Raw genomic sequence first — 23,513 nt, forward strand, 5'->3', positions numbered from 1 at the left:
GCGGCCGGCAGTGCGAAAGCGTGCCGGCCGTTTTTTCTGTAGCATCGTTGTGCGGCGCAGCAGCGCCGGCGAGGCGCCCGTGCCGCGCACGGGTGCGCCCCCCCGACTGATCCTGGAGCGACCACCATGAAAGCCATCGAAATCACCGAATTCGGCGCCCCCGACGTGCTGAAGCTCGCGGAGCGTCCGCGCCCCGAACCGAAGCGCGGCGAAGTGCTGATCAAGGTGGCGGCTTCTGGCGTGAATCGGCCGGACGTATTCCAGCGCAAGGGCGCGTATGCGCCGCCGCCGGGTGCGTCGGATCTGCCGGGCCTCGAGGTCGCGGGCGAGATTGTCGGCGGTGACCTGTCGGATGCGGCGCTGAACCCGTTCGACCTGAAGGTGGGCGATCGCGTCTGCGCGCTGCTCGCGGGCGGCGGTTACGCCGAATATGCGGTCGCGCCGCTGCCGCAATGCCTGCCGGTGCCCGACGGGCTGACTGACATCGAGGCCGCATCGCTGCCCGAAACCTTCTTCACGGTGTGGAGCAACGTGTTCGACCGCGCGCTGCTCGGTGCGGGCGAGGGCGGCGAGCAGGAAACGCTGCTCGTGCAGGGCGGCTCGAGCGGGATCGGCGTGACGGCGATCCAGATCGCGCACGCGCTCGGCTTTCGTGTCTTCGCGACGGCGGGGAGTGCCGATAAATGCCGTGCATGCGAGGCGCTCGGCGCCGAGCGTGCGATCAACTACAAGACCGAGGACTTCGTCGAGGTTGTCAAGTCGCTGACGCACGATCGCGGCGTCGACGTGATCCTCGACATGGTCGCGGGTTCGTACGTGCCGCGCGAACTGTCCGCGCTCGCGGATGGCGGCCGCCTCGTGCTGATCGCGCTGCTCGGCGGCGCGAAGGCCGAGGTCAACCTGAATGAAATCCTGCGCCGCCGGTTGACGGTGACGGGCTCGACGCTGCGTCCGCGGCCGGTCGAGTTCAAGGCGCGCATCGCCGCGCAGCTGAAGGCGCGTGTCTGGCCGCTGCTCGCGGACGGCCGCATCAAACCCGTCATCTACCGCGTGCTGCCGGCAGGGGAGGCCGCCCAGGCGCATGCGCTGATGGAAAGCGGCGAGCACATCGGCAAGATCGTGCTCGATTGGGGTGCGAACGCGTGACGGCCCGTGCGACGGGCTTGACATGTGTGGTTTGACCGGTTCAAGCCGCGCGCAGTAAAATCGCGGGTTTGCTTCGCCAGATCCAACCTGACGGGCCGGTTTCCGGTGCGTTAATGACAAGATAGTGACGAGACAGACACGATGTCGAAACAACGAACGAAGCGAGTGATCGGCAACTGGAAGATGCACGGCCGGCTGGCCGGCAACCAGGCATTGCTGAACGAAGTGATGCAGGGCGCGGGTGCGGTGCCGGCCGAAACGTCGGTCGGCGTGTGCGTGCCGTTCCCGTACCTCGCGCAGGTTCAGGCGCAGCTCGGCGGCGGCCGTGTCGCGTTCGGCGCGCAGGACGTGTCCGCGCACGAGCAGGGCGCGTTCACCGGTGAAGTGGCGGCCGCGATGGTGGCGGAGTTCGGCGCGCGGTATGCGATCGTCGGTCACTCGGAGCGTCGCGCGTATCACGGCGAGCGCAACGAAACCGTCGCCGCGAAGACGCAACGCGCGCTTGCGGCGGGCCTCACGCCCGTCGTGTGCGTCGGTGAAACGCTCGACGAGCGCGAAGCGGGCGCGACCGAGCAGGTAGTCGGTGCGCAGCTCGACGCCGTGCTGGCCGTGCTGACGGCTGACGAAGCCGCCCGCATCGTCGTCGCATACGAGCCGGTCTGGGCGATCGGCACGGGCAAGAGCGCGACGTCGGCGCAGGCGCAGGACGTGCACGCATTCCTGCGGGCGCGTCTCGCGGCGAAGGGGGCGGCGGACGTATCGGTGCTGTACGGTGGCAGCGTGAAGCCGGACAACGCGGAAGAGCTGTTCGCGCAGCCCGACATCGACGGCGGCCTGATCGGCGGCGCGTCGCTGAAGGCGGAAGATTTCCTGGCGATCTGCCGGGCCGCACGTTGAGCGGTCCGGGATCGAATTGAACCATGATGGCGGCCGGTTGGTCCGGTTGCCTGATCCAATCGGGTGGGTGTGATGCTGTTATTCAAGACGCTGATTATTGTCGTGCAGGTGCTGTCTGCACTCGGTGTGATCGGACTCGTGCTGCTGCAGCACGGCAAGGGTGCGGACATGGGCGCTGCATTCGGCAGCGGCGCGTCGGGCAGCCTGTTCGGTGCAACGGGCTCCGCCAACTTCCTGTCGCGCACGACGGGCATTCTCGCGACGATCTTCTTCGTCGCGACGCTCGCGCTGACGTACCTCGGTTCGTACAAGTCGACGCCGTCGGCGGGCGTGCTCGGTGCCGCCGCGACCGCGCCGGCATCGACGCCCGCAGCGTCGGCGCCGGCCGTCGCGGCGTCCGCTGCCGCAGGTTCGGCAGCAAGCGCGCCTGGTCAGGATGTCCCGAAATAAAAGGTCAAAATTTTTGCGTTTGTGCGTTGAACAAATCTGGAACTCGGGTTAGAATTTAATTCTTGAAGCGATTCGCGGGAAACAAGCAGCACAACCCGAGTTGCATGCAGTGCCGACGTGGTGAAATTGGTAGACACGCTATCTTGAGGGGGTAGTGGCGAAAGCTGTGCGAGTTCGAGTCTCGCCGTCGGCACCAAAGTTACTCAATGCCAGCCGCTTCTAGTGGCTGGCATTTTTCATTTCTGGGGTGTGCCTTGCGATTGTCTTGTGATCGCGAGCACTCCGAAATGATTCCTTCCGCCGGAAGTGGTATTCTCCGGACGCTCAGAACCAACCGATAGAGGATTGCCTTGAACCTCGCAGCCTATTACCCCGTCTTGTTGTTCCTCCTCGTGGGCACTGGTTTAGGTATAGCGCTGGTCAGCATCGGCAAGCTCCTTGGTCCCAACAAGCCGGACGTCGAGAAGAACGCACCGTACGAGTGCGGCTTCGAAGCCTTTGAAGACGCCCGGATGAAATTCGACGTCCGGTACTACCTCGTCGCCATCCTGTTCATCATCTTCGATCTCGAAACCGCATTCCTGTTTCCGTGGGGCGTCGCGCTCCGGGACATCGGCTGGCCGGGTTTCATCGCAATGATGATTTTTCTGCTCGAATTCCTGCTGGGCTTTGCCTATATCTGGAAGAAAGGCGGCCTCGACTGGGAGTGATGGGTTAATCGCCGGTTTGCATGGGCGGCCACGCTGGGCCGCTCGTCTGGAGTGGAAAGCAAATGAGTATCGAAGGGGTCTTGAAGGAAGGGTTTGTCACCACGACGGCTGACAAGCTGATCAACTGGACGCGTACCGGCTCGCTGTGGCCGATGACGTTCGGGCTCGCGTGTTGCGCCGTCGAGATGATGCATGCGGGCGCGGCCCGTTATGACCTGGACCGGTTCGGGGTCGTGTTCCGTCCGAGCCCGCGTCAGTCGGACGTGATGATCGTCGCCGGCACACTGTGCAACAAGATGGCGCCCGCACTGCGCCGCGTGTACGACCAGATGGCCGAGCCGCGCTGGGTGATCTCGATGGGGTCGTGCGCGAACGGTGGCGGTTACTACCACTACTCGTACTCGGTGGTTCGCGGTTGCGACCGGATCGTACCCGTTGACGTCTACGTGCCGGGCTGCCCGCCCACGGCCGAGGCGCTGGTCTACGGCGTGATCCAGCTTCAGGCGAAGATCCGCCGCACCAACACCATCGCCCGTCAATAAAGTCCCGAGCGTCCCCCTCAATATGGCAAGCAAAATCGAGACCCTCAAGGCAAACCTCGAAGCAGCGCTCGGCGCGCGCGTGGTGAGCCTCACCGAAGCGATCGGTGAACTGACGCTCGTCGTGAAGGCGAGCGATTACCTCGAAGTCGCAAAGATGCTGCGCGACGATCCGAAGCTCCGTTTCGAGCAACTGATCGACCTCTGCGGCGTCGATTACCAGACCTACGGCGACGGCGCCTACGACGGCCCGCGTTTCGCGGCCGTGTCGCAGCTGCTGTCGGTCACGAACAACTGGCGCCTGCGTCTGCGCGTGTTCGCTCCGGACGACGATCTGCCGATCGTGGCATCGCTCGTCGACATCTGGGCCTCCGCAAACTGGTACGAGCGCGAGGCGTTCGACCTGTACGGCCTCGTGTTCGAGGGTCACCCCGATCTGCGCCGCATCCTCACCGACTACGGTTTCATCGGTCACCCGTTCCGCAAGGACTTCCCGGTGTCGGGTTATGTCGAAATGCGTTACGACCCGGAAGAGAAACGGGTCGTCTACCAGCCGGTGACGATCGAGCCGCGCGAAATCACGCCGCGCGTGATCCGCGAGGATCGCTATGGCGGTCTGAAACATTAAGGGGGCGTCATGGCAGAAATCAAGAACTACACCCTCAACTTCGGCCCGCAGCACCCGGCAGCGCACGGCGTGCTGCGTCTCGTGCTCGAGCTCGACGGCGAAGTCATCCAGCGCGCCGATCCGCACATCGGCTTGCTGCATCGCGCGACTGAAAAGCTCGCGGAAAGCAAGACCTTCATCCAGTCCGTGCCGTACATGGACCGTCTCGACTACGTGTCGATGATGGTCAACGAGCACGGCTATGTGCTCGCAATCGAGCGTCTGCTCGGCATCGACGTGCCTGAGCGCGCGCAGTACATCCGCGTGCTGTTCGACGAGATCACGCGCGTGCTGAACCATCTGATGTGGATCGGCGCGCACGCACTCGACGTCGGCGCGATGGCGGTGTTCCTGTACGCATTCCGCGAGCGTGAAGACCTGATGGACGTGTACGAAGCGGTGTCCGGTGCCCGGATGCACGCGGCGTACTACCGTCCGGGCGGCGTCTACCGCGACCTGCCTGACGCAATGCCGCAATACAAGGCGTCGAAGATTCGCAACGAGAAGGCGCTCGCGAAGATGAACGAAGCGCGCAGCGGCTCGGTGCTCGACTTCATCGACGACTTCTTCACGCGCTTCCCGAAGTGCGTCGACGAATACGAAACGCTGCTGACCGACAATCGGATCTGGAAACAGCGTCTGGTCGGGATCGGCGTCGTCAGCCCGGAGCGTGCGCTTCAGATGGGCCTGACGGGTCCGATGCTGCGCGGCTCGGGTATCGCGTGGGACCTGCGCAAGAAGCAGCCGTACGAAGTGTACGACCGCATGGATTTCGACGTGCCGGTCGGCGTGAACGGCGATTGCTACGACCGCTATCTGGTGCGCGTCGAGGAAATGCGCCAGTCGATCCGCATCGCGAAACAGTGTATTGAGTGGCTCCGCAAGAATCCGGGCCCGGTGATGACGGACAATCACAAGGTTGCACCGCCGTCGCGCGTCGGCATGAAGACCAACATGGAAGACTTGATTCACCACTTCAAGCTCTTCACCGAAGGTTTTCACGTGCCGGAAGGCGAAGCGTACGCGGCGGTCGAGCATCCGAAGGGTGAATTCGGCATCTACCTCGTGTCGGACGGTGCCAACAAGCCGTATCGCCTCAAGATCCGCGCACCGGGCTTCGCGCACCTCGCGTCGCTCGACGAAATGGCGCGCGGCCACATGATTGCCGACGCCGTCACGATCATCGGTACGCAGGACATCGTGTTCGGCGAGATCGATCGCTAATGGTTGCGCCGCCTGCGCGAGCGGGCGGCGAGCAGTAAGTCACACGCGATGCGCGCTGAACCGGCGCGGCTTCGCAAGCTGTCAACAGTGAGCGCCAGGTCTGCCGTCCTTGCACAGCAGTGCGGCAGGTTGTTCGTTCGGTAGGAATTGAAAGAGTCGTGTCTGAAAATGATCTCAGCTGAAGGCCTGAAGGAAATCGATCGAGCGTTGACGAAGTATCCCGCCGATCAGAAACAGTCCGCCGTGATGTCGGCGTTGGCCGTTGCTCAGGAAGAGCACGGCTGGCTGTCGCCCGAACTGATGCAGTTCGTCGCGGACTATCTCGGCATGCCGGCCGTTGCCGTGCAGGAAGTCGCGACGTTCTACACGATGTACGAGCTCAAACCGGTCGGCAAGCACAAGATCACGCTCTGCACGAACCTGCCGTGCCAGCTTGGCCCGCACGGCGGCGCGGAAGCGACTGCCGACTACCTGAAACAGAAGCTGGGCATCGGCTTCGGCGAGACCACGCCCGACGGCAAGTTCACGCTGAAGGAAGGCGAATGCATGGGCTCTTGCGGTGATGCGCCGGTGCTGCTGGTGAACAATCACAGAATGTGCAGCTTCATGAGCCGCGAGAAGATCGACCAGCTGCTTGAGGAGCTCTCGAAATGACGTCCCTCCACGACCGTCACATCAAACCGCTGATCCTCGCTGGTCTGAACGGCGAGAACTGGCATCTCGAAGACTACGTCGCGCGCGGCGGCTACAAGCAACTGCGCCGCATTCTCGAAGAAAAGATTCCTCCGGAGCAGGTGATCGCCGACGTGAAGGCGTCGGGCCTGCGTGGCCGTGGCGGTGCGGGCTTCCCGACCGGCCTGAAGTGGAGCTTCATGCCGCGCCAGTTCCCGGGGCAGAAGTACCTCGTCTGCAACTCGGACGAAGGCGAACCGGGCACGTTCAAGGATCGCGACATCCTGCGCTGGAACCCGCATGCACTGATCGAAGGCATGGCCATCGGCGCGTACGCGATGGGCATCACCGTCGGCTACAACTACATCCACGGGGAAATCTTCGAAGTGTATCGACGCTTCGAGGCCGCGCTCGATGAAGCGCGCGCCGCGGGTTTCCTCGGCGACAACATCATGGGCTCGGAATTCTCGTTCCAGCTGCACGCGCACCACGGTTACGGCGCGTACATCTGCGGCGAGGAAACGGCGCTGCTCGAGTCGCTCGAAGGCAAGAAGGGCCAGCCGCGCTTCAAGCCGCCGTTCCCGGCGAGCTTCGGCGTGTACGGCAAGCCGACCACGATCAACAACACCGAGACGTTCGCGGCGGTGCCGTTCCTGCTGTCCATCGGGCCGCAGAATTACCTCGAGATCGGCAAGCCGAACAATGGCGGCACGAAGATCTTCTCGGTGTCGGGTGACGTCGAGCGTCCGGGCAACTATGAAGTGCCGCTCGGCACGCCGTTCGCGACGCTGATGGAGCTCGCCGGCGGGATGCGCGGCGGTCGCAAGATCAAGGCCGTGATTCCGGGCGGTTCGTCGGCACCGGTGATCCCGGGCGACATCATGATGCAGACCGATCTCGATTACGATTCGATCGCGAAGGCGGGCTCGATGCTCGGTTCCGGCGCGGTGATCGTGATGGACGAGACGCGTTGCATGGTGCGTTCGCTGTTGCGCCTGTCGTACTTCTACTACGAGGAATCGTGCGGCCAGTGCACGCCGTGCCGTGAAGGCACCGGCTGGCTGTATCGCGTCGTGAATCGTATCGAGCACGGCGAAGGACGCCAGGAAGATCTGGACCTGCTGAACTCGGTTGCCGAGAACATCATGGGCCGCACGATCTGCGCGCTCGGCGATGCGGCGGCGATGCCGGTACGCGGGATGCTGAAGCATTACTGGGACGAATTCGCGTACCACGTCGAGCATAAGCACTGCATGGTCGGCGGCCACGCGCACGCGGCGGCGGCCTGAAGCGAAGCACCGGTTGCGGAATTTGAGCGCACGGTCGGGCGAAGGCGCGAACGGGCGGAAATAGGTTAAGGACCATTCACCATCATGGTTGAACTTGAAATAGACGGCAAGAAGGTCGAGGTGCCCGAAGGCAGCATGGTGATCCAGGCTGCGCACAAGGCGGATACGTACATTCCTCACTTCTGCTATCACAAGAAACTGTCGGTCGCGGCCAACTGCCGGATGTGTCTCGTCGAAGTCGAGAAGATGCCGAAGGCCGTGCCTGCCTGCGCGACGCCCGTGTCGGCAGGCATGATCGTGCGCACGCAGTCCGACAAGGCCGTGAAGGCGCAGCAGTCGGTGATGGAATTCCTCCTCATCAACCATCCGCTCGATTGCCCGATCTGCGATCAGGGCGGCGAATGCCAGCTGCAGGATCTGGCGGTCGGTTACGGCAAGTCGTCGTCGCGCTACTCGGAAGAAAAGCGCGTGGTGTTCCACAAGAACGTGGGCCCGCTGATCTCGATGGAAGAAATGTCGCGCTGCATCCACTGCACGCGCTGCGTCCGCTTCGGCCAGGAAATCGCCGGCGTGATGGAGCTCGGCATGCTGGGTCGCGGCGAGCACTCGGAAATCACGACGTTCGTCGGCAAGACGGTCGACTCCGAACTGTCGGGCAACATGATCGACCTGTGCCCGGTCGGCGCGCTGACCAGCAAGCCGTTCCGCTACAGCGCCCGTACGTGGGAACTGTCGCGCCGCAAGTCGGTGAGCCCGCACGATTCAGTCGGCGCGAACCTCGTCGTGCAGGTGAAGAACAACCGCGTGATGCGCGTGTTGCCGTTCGAGAACGAAGCGATCAACGAATGCTGGATCTCGGACAAGGATCGCTTCTCGTACGAAGGCCTGAACAGTGAAGAGCGCCTGACGAAGCCGATGCTGAAGCAGGGCGGCCAGTGGATCGAGACCGACTGGCAGACCGCGCTCGAATATGTCGCGAAGGGCCTGAAGGGCATCGCCGCGGATCACGGCGCGAACGCGCTGGCGATGCTCGCGAGCGCGCACAGCACCGCTGAAGAGCTGTTCCTCGTTAAGCAGCTCGCCAGCGAACTGAAAACGCCGAACGTCGACTTCCGTCTGCGGCAGCAGGATTTCTCGGCGCCGGTCCAGGGCGCACCGTGGCTCGGCATGCCGATCACCGACCTGTCGAGCGTGGATGCCGCGTTCGTCGTCGGTTCGTTCCTGCGCCGCGACCACCCGCTGTTCGCCGCACGCCTGCGCCAGGCCGCGAAGAACGGCGCGAAGCTGCACTTCCTGCACGCGACCGCCGACGACTCGCTGATCCCGACGGCGCAGCGCATCGTCGCCGCGCCGTCGGCATGGCTCGACGAGCTGGCCGGCATCGCCGCGGCCGTCGCGCAACTGCGCGGCGTCGCGCTGCCCGACACGCTCGCGGGCGTCACGGCATCGCCGGCTGCGCAAGCGGTCGCCCAGTCGCTCGCGAACGGCGAACGCCGCGCGGTGCTGCTCGGCAACGTCGCGGTCCGCCATCCGGAATTCGCGAAGCTGCACGCGGTCGCCCAGTGGATCGCCGACAACACCGGCGCGACGTTCGGTTTCCTCACGGAAGCGGCGAACACGGTCGGTGCGCACGTCGTCGGCGCGCTGCCGGGCGAAGGCGGCCTGAATGCACGCGAAGCGTTCGCACAGCCGCGCAAGGGTTACGTGCTGCTGAACGTCGAACCGGAATTCGACACCGCCGATCCGGCGCAGGCGCTTGCCGCGCTGAACCAGGCTGAAATGGTCGTCGTGATGTCGCCGTTCAAGCACGGCCTCGATTACGCCGACGTGCTGCTGCCGATCGCGCCGTTCACGGAAACGTCCGGCACGTTCGTCAACGCGGAAGGCACCGTGCAGAGCTTCAACGGCGTCGTGCGCCCGCTCGGCGAAACGCGTCCGGCATGGAAGGTGCTGCGCGTGCTCGGCAGCCTGCTCGGCCTGCCGAACTTCGAATACGAGACGGCGGAAGAAGTGCGTCTCGCGGCGCTCGGCGACGCAGGCGTCGCGGGCCGCCTGTCGAACCAGACGTCGGTCGCTCCGGCGCGCGTCGCGGCGAATGCCGCGAATGGCGGCTTCGAGCGCCTGGCCGATGTGCCGATCTATCACGCCGACGCGCTGGTGCGCCGCGCAGGTGCGCTGCACCTGACGGCTGCCGCGAAGGCAGCGAATGCCGCAGCCCTGCCGGCCGCGCTGTTCGACAAGCTGGGCTTGAAGGAAGGCGACGCAGTGCGCGTGCGCCAGGGCGAGCGTGCGGTGCAGTTGCCGGCCGTGCGCGACGCGAATCTTGCGGAGACGGTCGTTCGCGTGTCGGCGGCGACGCCTGCCGGCGCAGCGCTCGGCAGCCTGTCCGGTGAACTGGTGGTGGAGAAGGCGTAAATGAGCTTGTTCGATACGATCAACGCGGGCGGAGCCCAGCTTCTCGGCGTCGCGTGGCCGACGGTGTGGGCCGTCGTGCGCATCCTCGTCGTCGCCGTCGTGATCCTGCTGTGCGTCGCGTACCTGATTCTGTGGGAACGCAAGCTGATCGGCTGGATGCACGTGCGTCTCGGCCCGAACCGCGTCGGCCCCGGCGGCCTGCTGCAGCCGATCGCCGACGTGCTGAAGCTGCTGCTGAAGGAAGTGATTCAGCCGAGCGCCGCGAGCCGTTGGCTGTACCTGATCGCGCCGGTCATGACCGTCGTGCCGGCGTTCGCCGTGTGGGCGGTGATCCCGTTCCAGGCCGAAGCCGTGCTCGCGAACGTGAACGCAGGCCTGCTGTATGCGATGGCGATCTCGTCGATCGGTGTGTACGCGGTGATTCTCGCCGGCTGGGCGTCGAACTCGAAGTACGCGTTTCTCGGCGCGATGCGCGCTGCGGCGCAGATGGTGTCGTACGAAATCTCGATGGGCTTCGCGCTGGTGCTCGTGCTGATGACGGCCGGCAGCCTGAACCTGTCGGAAATCGTCGGCTCGCAACAGCACGGCTTCTTCGCCGGCCACGGCGTGAACTTCCTGTCGTGGAACTGGCTGCCGCTGCTGCCGGCCTTCGTGGTCTACTTCGTGTCCGGCATCGCCGAAACGAACCGTCACCCGTTCGACGTGGTGGAAGGGGAGTCGGAGATCGTCGCAGGTCACATGATCGATTACTCGGGCATGGCGTTCGCGCTATTCTTCCTCGCCGAGTACATCAACATGATCGTGATCTCGGCGCTGGCCGCGACGCTGTTCCTCGGCGGCTGGGACGCACCGTTCGAATTCCTGTCGTTCATTCCGGGCATCTTCTGGCTGGTGCTGAAGGTATTCGCGCTGCTGTCGGTGTTCATCTGGGTGCGCGCGACGTTCCCGCGCTACCGTTACGACCAGATCATGCGTCTGGGCTGGAAGGTGTTCCTGCCCGTCACGGTGATCTGGGTGGTCGTGGTCGGCTTCTGGATGATGTCGCCGCTCAACATCTGGGTGAAGTAATCGGACGAAATCATGACGGCAATCCAACACTTCTTTAAGACCTTCTTCCTGACGGAGCTGCTGAAGGGGCTCGCGCTGACCGGTCGTTACACGTTCAAGCGCAAGTTCACCGTGCAGTTCCCGGAAGAAAAGACCCCGATTTCGCCGCGTTTCCGCGGGCTGCATGCGCTGCGCCGCTATGAAAACGGCGAAGAGCGCTGCATCGCGTGCAAACTCTGCGAGGCAGTGTGCCCCGCGATGGCGATCACGATCGAATCGGAAACGCGCGCGGACAACACGCGCCGCACGACGCGCTACGACATCGACCTGACGAAGTGCATTTTCTGTGGTTTCTGCGAGGAAAGCTGCCCGGTCGATTCGATCGTCGAGACGCAGATTCTCGAGTACCACGGCGAAAAGCGCGGCGACCTGTATTTCACGAAGGAAATGCTGCTCGCGGTGGGCGATCGCTACGAGAAGGACATCGCTGCGGCGAAGGCCGCCGACGCGCCGTATCGTTGATTGTGTTTGCAGTGCCGGCCCGGCAGGAACGGGCCGAGCCGCCGCGACGGGTGCGGCACGCGAGAGCGTCCCGCAAGCCGCGCCTGACTATGGCCTAACGATGAACCGGTAATCATGGAATTCACGACCGTACTGTTCTACATCTTCGCGCTGCTCCTGGTGGTATCAGGGCTGAAGGTGATCACTTCGCGCAACCCGGTGGCGTCTGCGCTTTTCCTTGTGCTGGCGTTCTTCAACGCCGCCGCGATCTGGATGCTGCTGGAAGCGGAGTTCCTCGCGATCCTGCTGGTGCTGGTGTACGTGGGCGCCGTGATGGTGCTGTTCCTGTTCGTCGTGATGATGCTGGACATCAACATCGATTACCTGCGCCGCGACTTCAAGCGCTTCGTACCGATGGCGACCGTCGTCGGCGCGATCATCGTGGTCGAGACCGCGCTGATCCTGTGGCGCGGCTACGGCGACACGCACACGGTGCACGCGATGGCGACGGGCGCGATGGCCGACTGGTCGAACACGCGCCTGATCGGCAAGGTGATTTACACCGACTACATCTTCGCGTTTGAAATCGCAGGCCTGGTGCTGCTGGTCGCGATCATCGCCGCGATCGGGCTGACCGAGCGCAAGGGCAAGGACAGCAAGCGGCAGCGCGTGTCGGATCAGGTCAAGGTGCGCCGCGACGACCGCGTGCGCCTCGTGAAGATGGAAGCGGAAAAGCCGCAGCCGGAAACGGCGCAGAGCGAAGCCGGTACGAGCACCAACGGCTAAGCGGAGGAAAAGAAAACCATGCTGACTCTTGCTCATTACCTTGTGCTCGGCGCGATCCTCTTTGCGATCGCGATCGTCGGGATCTTCCTGAACCGCCGCAACATCATCATCATCCTGATGGCGATCGAACTGATGCTGCTGGCGGTGAACACCAACTTCGTCGCTTTTTCGCACTACCTCGGCGATGTGCACGGCCAGATATTCGTGTTCTTCGTGCTGACCGTCGCCGCAGCGGAAGCCGCGATCGGTCTCGCGATTCTGGTGACCCTGTTCCGTAAGCTCGACACGATCAATGTCGAGGATCTCGATCAGCTCAAAGGTTAATTTCAGGCAACGCTGTTATGTCAACGACACTCAATGAAAACCTGCTGCTGGCGATTCCGCTCGCTCCGCTGGCCGGCTCGCTGATTGCGGGGCTGTTCGGGAACGCAGTCGGGCGCAAGGGCGCACACCGGATCACGATCCTCGGCGTATTGATCGCGTTCCTCCTGTCGGCGAAAGTCTTCCTCGACGTGATGGGCGGCGCGAGCTTCAATGCGACCGTCTACGAATGGATGAACGTCGGTTCGCTGAAACTCGAAGTCGGCTTCCTCGTCGATTCGCTGACCGCGATGATGATGGTCGTCGTGACCTTCGTCTCGCTGATGGTGCACGTGTACACGATCGGCTACATGTCGGAAGAAGACGGCTACCAGCGCTTCTTCTCGTACATCTCGCTGTTCACGTTCTCGATGCTGATGCTCGTGATGAGCAACAACTTCCTGCAGCTGTTCTTCGGCTGGGAAGCGGTGGGTCTGGTGTCGTACCTGCTGATCGGCTTCTACTTCACGCGTGAGAGCGCGATCTACGCGAACATGAAGGCGTTCCTCGTGAACCGCGTGGGCGACTTCGGCTTCCTGCTGGGCATCGGCCTGCTGCTGGCGTTCGCGGGTTCGATGAACTACGGCGAAGTGTTCGCGAAGCGTGCCGAGCTCGCAAGCCTGCACTTCCCGGGCACCGACTGGGGCTTGCTGACCGTCGCCTGCATCTGCCTGTTCATCGGCGCGATGGGTAAATCGGCGCAGTTCCCGCTGCACGTCTGGCTGCCCGACTCGATGGAAGGCCCGACCCCGATCTCCGCGCTGATTCACGCGGCGACGATGGTGACGGCCGGCATCTTCATGGTGTCGCGCATGTCGCCGCTGTTCGAACTGTCGGATACCGCGCTGTCGTTCATCACGGTGATTGGTGCGATCACGGCGCTCTTCATGGGCTTCCTCGGTATCGTCCAGAACGACATCAAGCGCGTGGTTGCGTATTCGACGCTGTCGCAGCTCGGCTACATGACCGTCGCGCTCGGCGTTTCCGCTTACCCGGTCGCCGTGTTCCACCTGATGACGCACGCGTTCTTCAAGGCGCTGCTGTTCCTTGGCGCCGGTTCGGTGATCATGGGCATGCACCACGACCAGGACATGCGCAACATGGGTGGCCTGCGCAAGTACATGCCGATCACGTGGATCACGTCGCTCGTCGGTTCGCTGGCGCTGATCGGTACGCCGTTCTTCTCCGGCTTCTACTCGAAAGACTCGATCATCGACGCGGTGAAGCTGTCGCACCTGCCGGGTTCGGGCTTCGCATACTTCGCGGTTGTCGCGAGCGTGTTCGTCACGGCGCTCTACTCGTTCCGCATGTACTTCCTGGTGTTCCACGGCGAAGAGCGTTTCCGCAAGCCGAAGCATCCGGAATCGCCGATGGGCATGGCGGCCGCGCACGGCCACGACGATCACGGCCATGGCCACGGTCATGACGACCATGCGCACGAGCCGCACGAGACCCCGTGGGTCGTGTGGGTGCCGCTGGTCCTGCTGGCCATTCCGTCGGTGATCATCGGTGCGATCGCGATCGGCCCGATGCTGTTCGGCGACTTCTTCCAGCACGGCGTCGCGTTCGACAAGGTGATCTTCATCGGTGAAAACCATCCGGCACTGGCCGAGATGGCCGAAGAGTTCCACGGCTGGGTGGGCATGGGCCTGCACTCGGTGTCGGGCCTGCCGGTATGGCTGGCGCTCGCCGGTGTCGTCGTTGCGTGGTTCCTGTACCTGAAGCGTCCGGAGCTGCCGGCGTCGATCCGCCGCGCGTTCGGTCCGATCTACACGCTGCTGGACAACAAGTACTACATGGACAAGATCAACGAAGTGGTGTTCGCCCGTGGTTCGGTGGCGATCGGCCGCGGCCTGTGGAAGGAAGGCGACGTCGTCGTGATCGACGGTCTCGTCAACGGCAGCGCGCGGTTCATCGGCTGGTTCGCCGGCGTGATCCGCTTCCTCCAATCCGGTTACATCTATCACTACGCGTTCGCCATGATCATCGGCATGCTGGGGCTCCTGACCCTGTTTGTAACGCTCGGCGGCAAATAAGGCGGGGGGACAACACTAATGCACGCTTTTCCGATTCTCAGTACCGCGATCTGGTTGCCGATCGTTTTCGGCCTCCTCGTGCTCGCGGTGGGTAACGACAAAAATCCGGGGACGGCCCGCTGGGTCGCGCTGATCGGTTCGCTGCTCGGTCTCGCGGTCACGATTCCGCTGATCACGGGCTTCGACTCGAGCACGGCTGCGCTGCAGTTCGTCGAACAGTCGACCTGGATCGAGCGCTTCAACATCGCGTATCACCTCGGCGTCGACGGCATCTCGATGTGGTTCGTCGTGCTGACCGCGCTGATCACGGTGATCGTCGTGATCGCCGCGTGGGAAGTGATCACCGAGAACGTCGCGCAGTACCTCGCGGCGTTCCTGATCCTGTCCGGGATCATGATCGGCGTGTTCTCGGCGGCCGACGGCCTGCTGTTCTACGTGTTCTTCGAGGCGACCCTGATCCCGATGTACATCATCATCGGCGTGTGGGGCGGCCCGAACCGCGTGTACGCGGCGTTCAAGTTCTTCCTGTACACGCTGGCCGGCTCGCTGCTGATGCTGGTCGCGCTGATCTACCTGTACACGCAGACGCATTCGTTCGACCTCGCGACGTGGCAGAACGCCAAGATCGCGATGACACCGCAGATCCTGTTGTTCATTGCATTCTTCCTCGCGTTCGCGGTGAAGGTGCCGATGTGGCCGGTGCACACCTGGCTGCCGGACGCGCACGTGGAAGCACCGACGGGCGGCTCGGTCGTGCTGGCGGCAATCATGCTGAAGCTCGGCGCGTACGGTTTCCTGCGTTTCTCGCTGCCGATCACGCCTGACGCGAGCCACTTCCTGGCACCGGTCGTGATCACGTTGTCGCTGATCGCGGTGATCTACATCGGCCTCGTCGCGATGGTGCAGGCCGACATGAAGAAGCTGGTCGCGTATTCGTCGATCGCGCACATGGGCTTCGTCACGCTCGGCTTCTTCATCTTCAACCAGCTCGGCGTCGAAGGCGCGATCGTCCAGATGATCTCGCACGGCTTCGTGTCGGGCGCGATGTTCCTGTGCATCGGCGTGCTGTACGACCGCGTGCACTCGCGCCAGATCGCCGATTACGGCGGCGTCGTGAACGTGATGCCGAAGTTCGCGGCATTTGCGATGCTGTTCTCGATGGCCAACTGCGGCCTGCCGGGTACCTCGGGTTTCGTCGGCGAGTTCATGGTGATTCTCGCGGCTGTCCAGTACAACTTCTGGATCGCATTCGGCGCGGCATTCACGCTGATCCTCGGCGCCGCCTACACGCTGTGGATGTACAAGCGCGTGTACTTCGGCGCGGTCGCGAACGATCACGTTGCAAAGCTGAAGGACATCGGCCGTCGCGAATTCGTGATGCTGGCCGTGCTCGCCGCGTTCACGCTGCTGATGGGTCTGTATCCGAAGCCTTTCACCGACGTGATGCACGTTTCCGTGGAAAACCTCCTCTCCCACGTCGCGCAGTCCAAGCTGCCGCTGGCCCAGTAATCGCGAGCGGAGGAAATCAAGATCATGAATGCTCCTATGAATGTCCTGTTGCCTGACGCGCTGGTGATGGTCGCCGTCGTCGTCGCATGGCTGAACGACACCTTTACCGGTGCTGCTGGCCGCCGCCTGACCTATCTGATCGCGGTGGTTTCGTCGGTCGTTGCCGGCGTGTGGTTCGCGGTGCAGGCGCTGGACCCGCAGCAGTATTACTTCTTCTCGCGGATGGTCGTCGTCGACTCGTTCGCGAGCATGATGAAGGCCGTCGTGTCGTTCGGCTTCGCGGTCTCGCTCGTCTATTCGCGCAAGTACCTCGAAGACCGCGACATGTTCCGCGGCGACGTGTTCCTGCTGGGCATGTTCTCGCTGCTCGGTCAACTGGTGATGGTGTCGGGCAACAACTTCCTGACGCTGTACCTCGGCCTCGAACTGATGTCGCTGTCGCTGTACGCCGTCATCGCGCTGCGCCGCGATGTCGCTCAGTCGAGCGAAGCCGCGATGAAGTACTACGTGCTGGGCGCGCTCGCGTCGGGCTTCGTGCTGTACGGCATTTCGATGCTCTACGGCGCGACCGGCTCGCTTGAGCTGGGCGAGGTGTACAAGGCGGTCGGCGGCAACACCGACGCGGCCGTGCTGATGTTCGGCGTGGTCTTCATCGTCGCCGGTATCGCGTTCAAGCTCGGCGCCGTGCCGTTCCACATGTGGGTGCCGGATGTCTACCAGGGCGCACCGACCGCGATGACGCTGTTCGTCGGCGGCGGCCCGAAGGTTGCCGCGTTCGCGTGGGGCCTGCGCTTCCTGGTGATGGGCCTGCTGCCGCTCGCTCAGAACTGGCAGACCGCGCTCGTGATCCTCGCCGCGCTGTCGCTGATCGTCGGTAACATCACCGGTATCGTCCAGCGCAACATCAAGCGGATGCTCGCGTACTCGGCGATCTCGAACATGGGCTTCGTGCTGCTCGGCCTGCTCGCCGGCATCGTGAAGGGCGACGCGGCCGCACCGGCGAACGCGTACAGCTCGGCGATGTTCTACGCGATCGTCTACCTGATCACGACGCTCGGCTCGTTCGGCGTGGTGATGCTGCTCGCACGCCGCGATTTCGAAGCGGAAACGATCGACGACTTCAAGGGCCTTAACAAGCGCAGCCCGGTGTTCGCGTTCGTGATGATGGTCATGATGTTCTCGCTGGCCGGTATCCCGCCGACCGTTGGCTTCTACGCGAAGCTCGCGGTGCTCGAGGCGACCGTCAACGCGGGTCTCACGTGGCTGGCCGTGCTGGCCGTGATTACGTCGCTGTTCGGCGCGTTCTACTACCTGCGCATCGTCAAGCTGATGTACTTCGATGCCCCGCAGGACGCGACCCCGGTCACCGGCGATTTCTGCAAGCGCACGATCCTCGTGCTGAACGGCATTGCAGTCGTGGTGCTCGGCCTGATCCCGAGCCCGCTGCTGACGGCCTGCCTGCAGGCGATCCGTCACACGCTGCCGCTGTAATGTCGGCAGCCGGCTGGTTCATCGTGCTGTTGGCGCTCGTATGCGCCAACGTACCGTTCCTGAACCAACGCCTTTTCGCCGTCGTGCCGATCGGTGCGACGAAGAAGAACGCGTGGGTTCGGATCGGCGAACTGATCGTGCTGTATTTCGTCGTCGGTGCGCTCGGCTTCTGGCTCGAGTCGCGCGCCGGCAACCGCTTCGAACAGGGCTGGCAGTTCTACGCGATCACGTTCAGTCTCTTCGTTGTATTCGCGTTTCCCGGCTTCACGTTCCAGTATCTCGTCAAACGACGCTGACGGCTTCGGCCGTCGCGTGCTCATTCCTCCGGAGCCCGCCGATGGCCGAACTACCCAATCACGACGCCGCACTGACCGAAACCTGCCTCGAGAGCGAGGCGATTTTCGACGGCTCGTTCCTCAAGCTGAAGCGCGATACCGTTCGTTTGCCCGACGGCAAGCAGGCCACGCGCGAATACGTCCAGCACCCCGGCGCGGTGATGGTGATCCCGCTGTTCGACGACGGCCGCGTGCTGATGGAAAGCCAGTATCGCTATCCGATCGGCAAGGTCATGGCCGAATTCCCTGCCGGCAAACTTGATCCGAACGAGGGCGCGCTCGCCTGCGCGGTGCGCGAACTGCGCGAGGAAACCGGCTACACGGCGCGCGAATACGTGTTCCTTGCCCGGATTCACCCGATCATTTCCTATTCGACCGAATTCATCGACCTGTATCTCGCGCGCGGCCTGACGGCCGGCGAGCGTAAGCTCGACGAAGGCGAATTCCTCGAAACCTTCACGGCGACGCTGCCCGACCTGCAGGAGTGGGTGCGCACAGGCCAGATCACTGACGTGAAGACGATCATCGGCACGATGTGGCTCGACAAGGTTCTGTCTGGCACCTGGCCGCTCGGCCCGGTCGAGAAGCCCTGACGGCGCGTCAGCGGCGGGTGGGGCGCCGCGTTACAATTGTGTGATGCGGCCGCTGTCCGGCCGTGCGATCCTCGTTTAGCACGATCGTTCACAAAAGCGCGTTTTGCGCTACACTCGCCACACGCCCTGATTCAGCATGAAGGTCCTCGATTTACAGTGCCCGCACGGTCATCGGTTCGAAGGCTGGTTCGCTTCCGCCGATGAGTTCGAAGCGCAGTTGTCCCGCAAGCTGGTCGAATGTCCGGTGTGCAGGACGACCGAGATCAACCGGATGCCGTCGGCGCCGCGCCTGAACCTGTCGGGTGCGACGCAGGCGCAGCCGACCGATCCGCGTGCGTTGCAGGCGCAGGTGATGCGCGCACTGCGCGAGGTGCTGGAGAAGACCGAGAACGTGGGCGAGCGCTTCGCCGAGGAAGCGCGGCGCATTCATTACAACGAGGCGCCGGCGCGCAGCATTCGTGGCGTCACGACGCCGGAGGATGCGCAATCCTTGGTCGAAGAAGGCATCGACGTGATGCCGCTACCGATTCCTGCCGCGCTGAAAGAACCGCTGCAATGACGTACGCAGTGTGTCCTTGCCGGGCCGGACGGCCGCGGCCAGGAGACACTGCGCATGGATCTGGATTACTCCCCCGCCGACGACGCGTTCCGCGTCGACGTCCGCGTCTGGCTCGAGGCCAACCTGCCTCATGCACTGCGCGCCAAGGTACTCGATCACAAACGACTGGACCGCGAAGATTTCGCGAGCTGGCACCGGATTCTCGGCCAGCGCGGCTGGTCCGCGCCCGCGTGGCCGGCCGAATATGGCGGTCCGGAATGGAACGCGACGCAGCGCCACATCTGGGATGAGGAGTGCGCACGCATCGGCGCGCCGACCGTGCTGCCGTTCGGCGTATCGATGGTCGCGCCGGTGCTGATGAAATACGGCAGCGAAGCGCAGAAGCGCCACTATCTGCCGCGCATTCTCGACGGTACCGACTGGTGGTGCCAGGGGTATTCGGAGCCGGGCTCCGGGTCGGATCTCGCATCGCTGCGCACGCGTGCCGAGCGTCATGGCGACCACTACGTCGTCAACGGCCAGAAGACCTGGACGACGCTGGGTCAGTACGCGGACATGATGTTCTGTCTCGTGCGCACCGATCCGGCGGCGAAGAAACAGGAGGGCATCTCGTTCCTGCTGATCGACATGAAGACGCCTGGCATCACGGTGCGCCCGATCATCACGCTCGACGAGGATCACGAAGTCAACGAGGTGTTCTTCGAGGACGTGAAGGTGCCCGTCGAGAATCTCGTCGGCGATGAAAACCGCGGCTGGACTTACGCGAAATACCTGTTGGGCCACGAGCGCACCGGCATCGCACGCGTCGGCGCGTCGAAGCGCGAGCTCGCATTCCTGAAACGCGTGGCGTCGAACCAGTTCAAGAACGGCAAGCCGTTGCTCGCCGATCCCGTGTTTGCCGCGAAGGTCGCGGCGCTCGAAGTTGAGCTGATGGCGCTGGAGGTGACGGTGCTGCGTGTCGTGAGCCGCGAGACGAGCGGCAAGGGGCCGGGCCCCGAGGCATCGATGTTGAAGATCAAGGGCACCGAGGTGCAGCAGGCGCTTACCGAGCTGATGTTCGAGGCGATCGGGCCGCTCGCCGCGCCGTTCGACGTCCCGTTCCTCGAGGGCGAACGCGAACACAGCAGCGCGGGCGACGATGATGCCGCGCCGCTCGCGGCCTACTACTTCAATTACCGGAAGACGTCGATCTACGGCGGTTCGAACGAGATTCAGAAGAACATCATCGCGCAGATGATCCTGGGGCTGTGATCAGGGAACGGAGACAACCATGGATTTCAGCTTTACCGATGAGCAGCAACAGTTTGCCGACGCGCTGCGTCGTTATCTCGGCGAGCAATACGGTTTCGACGCACGCCAGGCCATCGTGCGAAGCGATGCCGGCGTGTCGGACGCGCAATGGAGCGCATTCGCGGAGCTGGGCCTGACCGCGCTGCCCGTGCCGGATGCACAGGGCGGTTTCGGCGGCGGCCCGGTCGACATGCTGGTCGCGATGCAGGAGCTCGGCCGTGCACTCGTGGTCGAGCCGTACTGGGCGACGGCGGTCGGCATCGAGGCACTGCGTGTCGCCGGGTCCGGCACGGGTGACGATGCTGCGCTGCTGGAAGCGGTCGCACAAGGGCAGAAGCGCCTGGCCGTTGCATTCCACGAACCGCAGGCGCGCTACGACCTGTACGCACTCGATACACACGCGCGTGAGCAGGGCGGCACGTACCGACTGACCGGAACCAAGTCGGTCGTTCAGCACGGCGCTCAGGCGCATGCGTGGATCGTACCCGCGCGCGTCGACGGCGGCGGCATCGGCCTGTTCGTCGTCGAGCGCGATGCCGCGGGGGCGAAACTCGTCGACTACCGGACGATCGACGGCCAGCGCGCTGCGACGATCGAGCTGCGTGACACGCCTGCGCGGCAGCTGACGGGCGGCGCACGCGATGCGGCCGCACTCGAGCAGATTGCCGATTACGCGACCTTCCTGCTTTGCGCGGAAGCGGTCGGCGCACTCGACGAGCTGAACCGCGCGACGGTCGAATACACGAAGACGCGCGAACAGTTCGGCGTACCGATTGCACGTTTCCAGGCACTGCAGCACCGGATGGTCGACATGCTGATTCATGCGGAGCAGGCGCGCTCGCTGACTTACCTGGCTGCGGTGCGTTACGCGGGCGGCGATGCCGATGCCCGTCGCAAGGCGGTGTCGGCCGCGAAGGCGCGGGTCGGCGCGGCCGCACGCTTCGTCGGGCAGCAGGCGGTGCAACTGCACGGCGGCATGGGCGTGACCAATGAGGTAGCCGCCGCACACCTGTTCAAGCGGCTGTCGATCATCGAGACGACACTCGGCGACACCGATCATCATCTTGCGCGCATTGCGGCCCTGCCGGATTTCGCGCAAACCGACGCGGCATGACGGCGGCGCGTGCGCGCGCCAGAGGAGATAGACAGTGGGTATCAGTTACGAAGATCTGGAAGTCGGCAGTACGACCGAAATCGGCCGCTATACGTTCGAATCGGACGATATCAAGGCATTCGCGCAACGCTACGATCCGCAACCGTTCCACCTCGACGAAGTGGCCGGCAAGGCATCGCCGTTCGGTGGACTGGTTGCGAGCGGCTGGCATACGTGTTCGGTGTTCATGAGCCTGCTCATCAAGAAGCTGGGGCCGGATTCGACCAGCATGGGCTCGCCCGGCATCGACTCTATCCGCTGGCTCAAGCCCGTGCGTGTCGGCGACACGATCACGATGTACCAGAAGGTCCACGACAAGCGCGTGTCGGCGAGCAAGCCCGATCGCGGCATCGTGTCGACGGAGTGGATCGGCGTCAACGGTGCCGGCGACACGGTGATCACCGTGCATACCAAGGTGATCTTCGGACTGCGTCATCCGCAAGGAGTAGGCGCATGACGGACGTGACAGTGCCGCTTATCGCGTCGGCGCAAGCGCTGCACGAGCGGGTCGGCGCGGAGCCGCTCGCGAGCGGCTGGGTCGAGATCGACCAGCGTCGCGTCGATGGTTTTGCCGACGCCACCGGCGATCATCAGTGGATTCACGTCAATCCCGAGCGGGCGCGGCGCGAGTCGCCGTTCGGCGGCCCGATCGCGCACGGATTCCTGACGCTGTCGCTGATTCCCGCGCTGATGACCGATGCGATGCGCTTCGAGCAGAAGATGGGCGTGAACTACGGACTGAACCGCGTGCGATTCCTGAAGCCGGTGCCGGTCGGCGCACGCGTGCGCGCGCTGTTCGCGGTGAAGGAAGCCGCAGAGGCCGCTCAGGGCGGCGTGCAGGTGACGTGGTCTGTGTCGATGCAGGTCGAGCGTCCGGACGTGCCGTTGCTCGTTTGCGCGGCGGAATTCATCACGCTGCACTATTTCTGATGCGCGCGGCGGCGTCGATGGATGCCGCCGCGTCTCTTGTTGCGTGGTTCGTCAGTGCTTTGCGTATTGCGTCGCACCGAACAGCATTTCGCGCGCCTTGTCGTCCTGCAGCGGCTTGCGCAGCGATGCAAGTACTTCGACGCCGCGCTGCACGGCCGGACGCGCGGCAATCGTTTCGTGCCAGCGCTTCACGTTTGGCAGTTCGTCGAGCGCGATGCCCTGATTCTGCCACGAGCGCGTCCACGGGAACGTCGCAATGTCCGCGATCGTGTACGTGTCGCCGGCGAGAAATTCGGATTCGCCGAGACGCTTTTCCATCACGTTGTACAGGCGCTTCGCTTCGTTCGTGTAGCGATTGACCGCGTACTCGATCTTCTCCGGCGCATACAGCCGGAAGTGATGCGCCTGCCCGAGCATCGGGCCGACGCCGCCCATCTGAAACATCAGCCATTCGAGCGTCGCGTAGCGCTCGGCCGGCTCGGTCGGCAGGAACTTGCCGGTCTTTTCCGCCAGGTACACGAGGATCGCGCCCGATTCGAACAGCGAGATCGGCTTGCCGCCGGGGCCGTCCGAGTCGACGATCGCGGGGATCTTGTTGTTCGGGCTGATCTTCAGGAATTCGGGCTTGAACTGGTCACCCACACCGATATCGACCGGATGCGCACGATACGCGAGGCCCGTTTCCTCGAGCATGATGTGTACCTTGTGGCCGTTCGGGGTCGCCCAGCTGTAGACGTCGATCATCGTCAACTCCTTTATTGCATGCGCGAAAACGGCGCCGGCGGGGCGCCGCGACAGGCGGTCATTAGAGCATGGATCGATGCGGGCTGCAGGCGACGGAAACGTGCGGTCGCGCGCCTGCGCGTGCATGGCGTTGCGGCGACCGAAACGCTGCTGTAACGGCGAGGGCTTGC

At 63.8% G+C, this 23,513-nt stretch carries 25 protein-coding genes and 1 tRNA gene; 25 read left to right on the forward strand and 1 reads right to left on the reverse strand.

Annotation, left to right across the window (positions count from 1 at the left end):
- Positions 1 to 126: 126 nt before the first annotated feature.
- From DIE08_RS21095 to DIE08_RS21215, 25 genes are all read left to right on the forward strand, one after another.
- Positions 127 to 1,146 carry an NAD(P)H-quinone oxidoreductase gene (locus DIE08_RS21095; protein WP_059600428.1) on the forward strand — a complete coding sequence of 340 codons (1,020 nt, stop codon included), beginning with the start codon at positions 127 to 129 and terminating at the stop codon, positions 1,144 to 1,146.
- 141 nt (positions 1,147 to 1,287) lie between these two features.
- Positions 1,288 to 2,043 carry a triose-phosphate isomerase gene (gene tpiA, locus DIE08_RS21100; protein WP_124903391.1) on the forward strand — a complete coding sequence of 252 codons (756 nt, stop codon included), beginning with the start codon at positions 1,288 to 1,290 and terminating at the stop codon, positions 2,041 to 2,043.
- A 72-nt stretch (positions 2,044 to 2,115) separates the two neighbouring features.
- A complete protein-coding gene (gene secG, locus DIE08_RS21105; RefSeq protein WP_124903393.1) occupies positions 2,116 to 2,493 on the forward strand; it encodes a preprotein translocase subunit SecG in 378 nt (125 codons plus the stop codon).
- Between the two features lie 111 nt (positions 2,494 to 2,604).
- Positions 2,605 to 2,689 (forward strand) — tRNA-Leu (locus DIE08_RS21110).
- 154 nt (positions 2,690 to 2,843) lie between these two features.
- Positions 2,844 to 3,203, forward strand: a complete 360-nt coding sequence (locus DIE08_RS21115) for an NADH-quinone oxidoreductase subunit A (RefSeq protein WP_006398798.1) — start codon at positions 2,844 to 2,846, stop codon at positions 3,201 to 3,203.
- Between the two features lie 62 nt (positions 3,204 to 3,265).
- The gene (locus DIE08_RS21120; protein WP_006398799.1) at positions 3,266 to 3,745 is read left to right on the forward strand and encodes an NADH-quinone oxidoreductase subunit B family protein; all 480 of its coding nucleotides are present in this window, start codon (positions 3,266 to 3,268) and stop codon (positions 3,743 to 3,745) included.
- Between the two features lie 22 nt (positions 3,746 to 3,767).
- Positions 3,768 to 4,370: an NADH-quinone oxidoreductase subunit C gene (locus DIE08_RS21125; RefSeq protein ID WP_059600431.1), complete on the forward strand. Its 603-nt coding sequence runs from the start codon at positions 3,768 to 3,770 to the stop codon at positions 4,368 to 4,370.
- A 9-nt stretch (positions 4,371 to 4,379) separates the two neighbouring features.
- The gene (locus DIE08_RS21130; protein ID WP_006750459.1) at positions 4,380 to 5,633 is read left to right on the forward strand and encodes an NADH-quinone oxidoreductase subunit D; all 1,254 of its coding nucleotides are present in this window, start codon (positions 4,380 to 4,382) and stop codon (positions 5,631 to 5,633) included.
- 168 nt (positions 5,634 to 5,801) lie between these two features.
- The gene (gene nuoE, locus DIE08_RS21135; RefSeq protein ID WP_006478266.1) at positions 5,802 to 6,287 is read left to right on the forward strand and encodes an NADH-quinone oxidoreductase subunit NuoE; all 486 of its coding nucleotides are present in this window, start codon (positions 5,802 to 5,804) and stop codon (positions 6,285 to 6,287) included.
- Entirely contained in the window at positions 6,284 to 7,594 is a 1,311-nt protein-coding gene (nuoF, locus tag DIE08_RS21140) for an NADH-quinone oxidoreductase subunit NuoF (protein ID WP_006756904.1), read from the forward strand. The genes nuoE and nuoF overlap by 4 nt, the downstream gene beginning before the upstream one ends.
- Before the next feature lie 84 nt (positions 7,595 to 7,678).
- Complete coding sequence (nuoG, locus tag DIE08_RS21145; protein WP_124903395.1) at positions 7,679 to 10,009, forward strand: NADH-quinone oxidoreductase subunit NuoG; 2,331 nt, start codon at positions 7,679 to 7,681, stop codon at positions 10,007 to 10,009.
- On the forward strand, positions 10,010 to 11,077 hold the full coding sequence (gene nuoH / locus DIE08_RS21150; RefSeq protein ID WP_059533202.1) for an NADH-quinone oxidoreductase subunit NuoH: 1,068 nt from the start codon (positions 10,010 to 10,012) through the stop codon (positions 11,075 to 11,077). It abuts the gene before it with no gap.
- A gap of 12 nt (positions 11,078 to 11,089) precedes the next feature.
- Entirely contained in the window at positions 11,090 to 11,578 is a 489-nt protein-coding gene (nuoI, locus tag DIE08_RS21155) for an NADH-quinone oxidoreductase subunit NuoI (protein ID WP_009691265.1), read from the forward strand.
- A gap of 114 nt (positions 11,579 to 11,692) precedes the next feature.
- Positions 11,693 to 12,343, forward strand: a complete 651-nt coding sequence (locus DIE08_RS21160; RefSeq protein WP_059600433.1) for an NADH-quinone oxidoreductase subunit J — start codon at positions 11,693 to 11,695, stop codon at positions 12,341 to 12,343.
- Between the two features lie 18 nt (positions 12,344 to 12,361).
- Positions 12,362 to 12,667 carry an NADH-quinone oxidoreductase subunit NuoK gene (gene nuoK / locus DIE08_RS21165; protein ID WP_004185739.1) on the forward strand — a complete coding sequence of 102 codons (306 nt, stop codon included), beginning with the start codon at positions 12,362 to 12,364 and terminating at the stop codon, positions 12,665 to 12,667.
- Between the two features lie 17 nt (positions 12,668 to 12,684).
- Positions 12,685 to 14,739, forward strand: a complete 2,055-nt coding sequence (nuoL, locus tag DIE08_RS21170) for an NADH-quinone oxidoreductase subunit L (RefSeq protein WP_059533198.1) — start codon at positions 12,685 to 12,687, stop codon at positions 14,737 to 14,739.
- 18 nt (positions 14,740 to 14,757) lie between these two features.
- Positions 14,758 to 16,248: an NADH-quinone oxidoreductase subunit M gene (locus DIE08_RS21175; protein ID WP_059600434.1), complete on the forward strand. Its 1,491-nt coding sequence runs from the start codon at positions 14,758 to 14,760 to the stop codon at positions 16,246 to 16,248.
- Positions 16,249 to 16,284: 36 nt separating this feature from the next.
- Positions 16,285 to 17,739, forward strand: coding sequence for an NADH-quinone oxidoreductase subunit NuoN (gene nuoN / locus DIE08_RS21180; RefSeq protein WP_185715883.1), 1,455 nt, complete (start codon positions 16,285 to 16,287; stop codon positions 17,737 to 17,739).
- Positions 17,739 to 18,035: a DUF2818 family protein gene (locus DIE08_RS21185; RefSeq protein WP_059533192.1), complete on the forward strand. Its 297-nt coding sequence runs from the start codon at positions 17,739 to 17,741 to the stop codon at positions 18,033 to 18,035. The genes nuoN and DIE08_RS21185 overlap by 1 nt, the downstream gene beginning before the upstream one ends.
- Before the next feature lie 41 nt (positions 18,036 to 18,076).
- Positions 18,077 to 18,667 (forward strand): NUDIX domain-containing protein, encoded by a 591-nt coding sequence (locus DIE08_RS21190; protein WP_124903399.1) that lies wholly within the window; start codon positions 18,077 to 18,079, stop codon positions 18,665 to 18,667.
- Positions 18,668 to 18,803: 136 nt separating this feature from the next.
- A complete protein-coding gene (locus DIE08_RS21195; protein WP_124903401.1) occupies positions 18,804 to 19,226 on the forward strand; it encodes a DUF1178 family protein in 423 nt (140 codons plus the stop codon).
- 54 nt (positions 19,227 to 19,280) lie between these two features.
- On the forward strand, positions 19,281 to 20,477 hold the full coding sequence (locus tag DIE08_RS21200) for an acyl-CoA dehydrogenase family protein (protein WP_059600437.1): 1,197 nt from the start codon (positions 19,281 to 19,283) through the stop codon (positions 20,475 to 20,477).
- A 19-nt stretch (positions 20,478 to 20,496) separates the two neighbouring features.
- Positions 20,497 to 21,630, forward strand: coding sequence for an acyl-CoA dehydrogenase family protein (locus tag DIE08_RS21205; protein ID WP_124903403.1), 1,134 nt, complete (start codon positions 20,497 to 20,499; stop codon positions 21,628 to 21,630).
- A 34-nt stretch (positions 21,631 to 21,664) separates the two neighbouring features.
- Positions 21,665 to 22,126 (forward strand): MaoC family dehydratase, encoded by a 462-nt coding sequence (locus tag DIE08_RS21210; protein ID WP_124903405.1) that lies wholly within the window; start codon positions 21,665 to 21,667, stop codon positions 22,124 to 22,126.
- Positions 22,123 to 22,599, forward strand: coding sequence for a MaoC family dehydratase (locus DIE08_RS21215; protein WP_124903407.1), 477 nt, complete (start codon positions 22,123 to 22,125; stop codon positions 22,597 to 22,599). The genes DIE08_RS21210 and DIE08_RS21215 overlap by 4 nt, the downstream gene beginning before the upstream one ends.
- Positions 22,600 to 22,650: 51 nt before the next feature.
- Here the strand turns inward: DIE08_RS21215 and DIE08_RS21220 are convergent, their stop codons facing one another.
- Positions 22,651 to 23,343: a glutathione binding-like protein gene (locus DIE08_RS21220; protein ID WP_124903409.1), complete on the reverse strand. Its 693-nt coding sequence runs from the start codon at positions 23,341 to 23,343 to the stop codon at positions 22,651 to 22,653.
- Positions 23,344 to 23,513 lie beyond the last annotated feature (170 nt).

It is taken from the genome of Burkholderia sp. Bp9004, assembly GCF_003858025.1.
Taxonomy (GTDB): domain Bacteria; phylum Pseudomonadota; class Gammaproteobacteria; order Burkholderiales; family Burkholderiaceae; genus Burkholderia; species Burkholderia diffusa.

Bases quoted from the DNA above. Each gene is read 5' to 3' on its own strand.
- DIE08_RS21095 (WP_059600428.1), top strand. From the start codon at position 127: ATGAAAGCCATCGAAATCACCGAATTCGGCGCCCCCGACGTGCTGAAG.
- tpiA (WP_124903391.1), top strand. From the start codon at position 1,288: ATGTCGAAACAACGAACGAAGCGAGTGATCGGCAACTGGAAGATGCAC.
- secG (WP_124903393.1), top strand. From the start codon at position 2,116: ATGCTGTTATTCAAGACGCTGATTATTGTCGTGCAGGTGCTGTCTGCA.
- DIE08_RS21120 (WP_006398799.1), top strand. From the start codon at position 3,266: ATGAGTATCGAAGGGGTCTTGAAGGAAGGGTTTGTCACCACGACGGCT.
- DIE08_RS21125 (WP_059600431.1), top strand. From the start codon at position 3,768: ATGGCAAGCAAAATCGAGACCCTCAAGGCAAACCTCGAAGCAGCGCTC.
- DIE08_RS21130 (WP_006750459.1), top strand. From the start codon at position 4,380: ATGGCAGAAATCAAGAACTACACCCTCAACTTCGGCCCGCAGCACCCG.
- nuoE (WP_006478266.1), top strand. From the start codon at position 5,802: ATGATCTCAGCTGAAGGCCTGAAGGAAATCGATCGAGCGTTGACGAAG.
- nuoF (WP_006756904.1), top strand. From the start codon at position 6,284: ATGACGTCCCTCCACGACCGTCACATCAAACCGCTGATCCTCGCTGGT.
- nuoG (WP_124903395.1), top strand. From the start codon at position 7,679: ATGGTTGAACTTGAAATAGACGGCAAGAAGGTCGAGGTGCCCGAAGGC.
- nuoH (WP_059533202.1), top strand. From the start codon at position 10,010: ATGAGCTTGTTCGATACGATCAACGCGGGCGGAGCCCAGCTTCTCGGC.
- nuoI (WP_009691265.1), top strand. From the start codon at position 11,090: ATGACGGCAATCCAACACTTCTTTAAGACCTTCTTCCTGACGGAGCTG.
- DIE08_RS21160 (WP_059600433.1), top strand. From the start codon at position 11,693: ATGGAATTCACGACCGTACTGTTCTACATCTTCGCGCTGCTCCTGGTG.
- nuoK (WP_004185739.1), top strand. From the start codon at position 12,362: ATGCTGACTCTTGCTCATTACCTTGTGCTCGGCGCGATCCTCTTTGCG.
- nuoL (WP_059533198.1), top strand. From the start codon at position 12,685: ATGTCAACGACACTCAATGAAAACCTGCTGCTGGCGATTCCGCTCGCT.
- DIE08_RS21175 (WP_059600434.1), top strand. From the start codon at position 14,758: ATGCACGCTTTTCCGATTCTCAGTACCGCGATCTGGTTGCCGATCGTT.
- nuoN (WP_185715883.1), top strand. From the start codon at position 16,285: ATGAATGTCCTGTTGCCTGACGCGCTGGTGATGGTCGCCGTCGTCGTC.
- DIE08_RS21185 (WP_059533192.1), top strand. From the start codon at position 17,739: ATGTCGGCAGCCGGCTGGTTCATCGTGCTGTTGGCGCTCGTATGCGCC.
- DIE08_RS21190 (WP_124903399.1), top strand. From the start codon at position 18,077: ATGGCCGAACTACCCAATCACGACGCCGCACTGACCGAAACCTGCCTC.
- DIE08_RS21195 (WP_124903401.1), top strand. From the start codon at position 18,804: ATGAAGGTCCTCGATTTACAGTGCCCGCACGGTCATCGGTTCGAAGGC.
- DIE08_RS21200 (WP_059600437.1), top strand. From the start codon at position 19,281: ATGGATCTGGATTACTCCCCCGCCGACGACGCGTTCCGCGTCGACGTC.
- DIE08_RS21205 (WP_124903403.1), top strand. From the start codon at position 20,497: ATGGATTTCAGCTTTACCGATGAGCAGCAACAGTTTGCCGACGCGCTG.
- DIE08_RS21215 (WP_124903407.1), top strand. From the start codon at position 22,123: ATGACGGACGTGACAGTGCCGCTTATCGCGTCGGCGCAAGCGCTGCAC.
- DIE08_RS21220 (WP_124903409.1), bottom strand. From the start codon at position 23,343: ATGATCGACGTCTACAGCTGGGCGACCCCGAACGGCCACAAGGTACAC.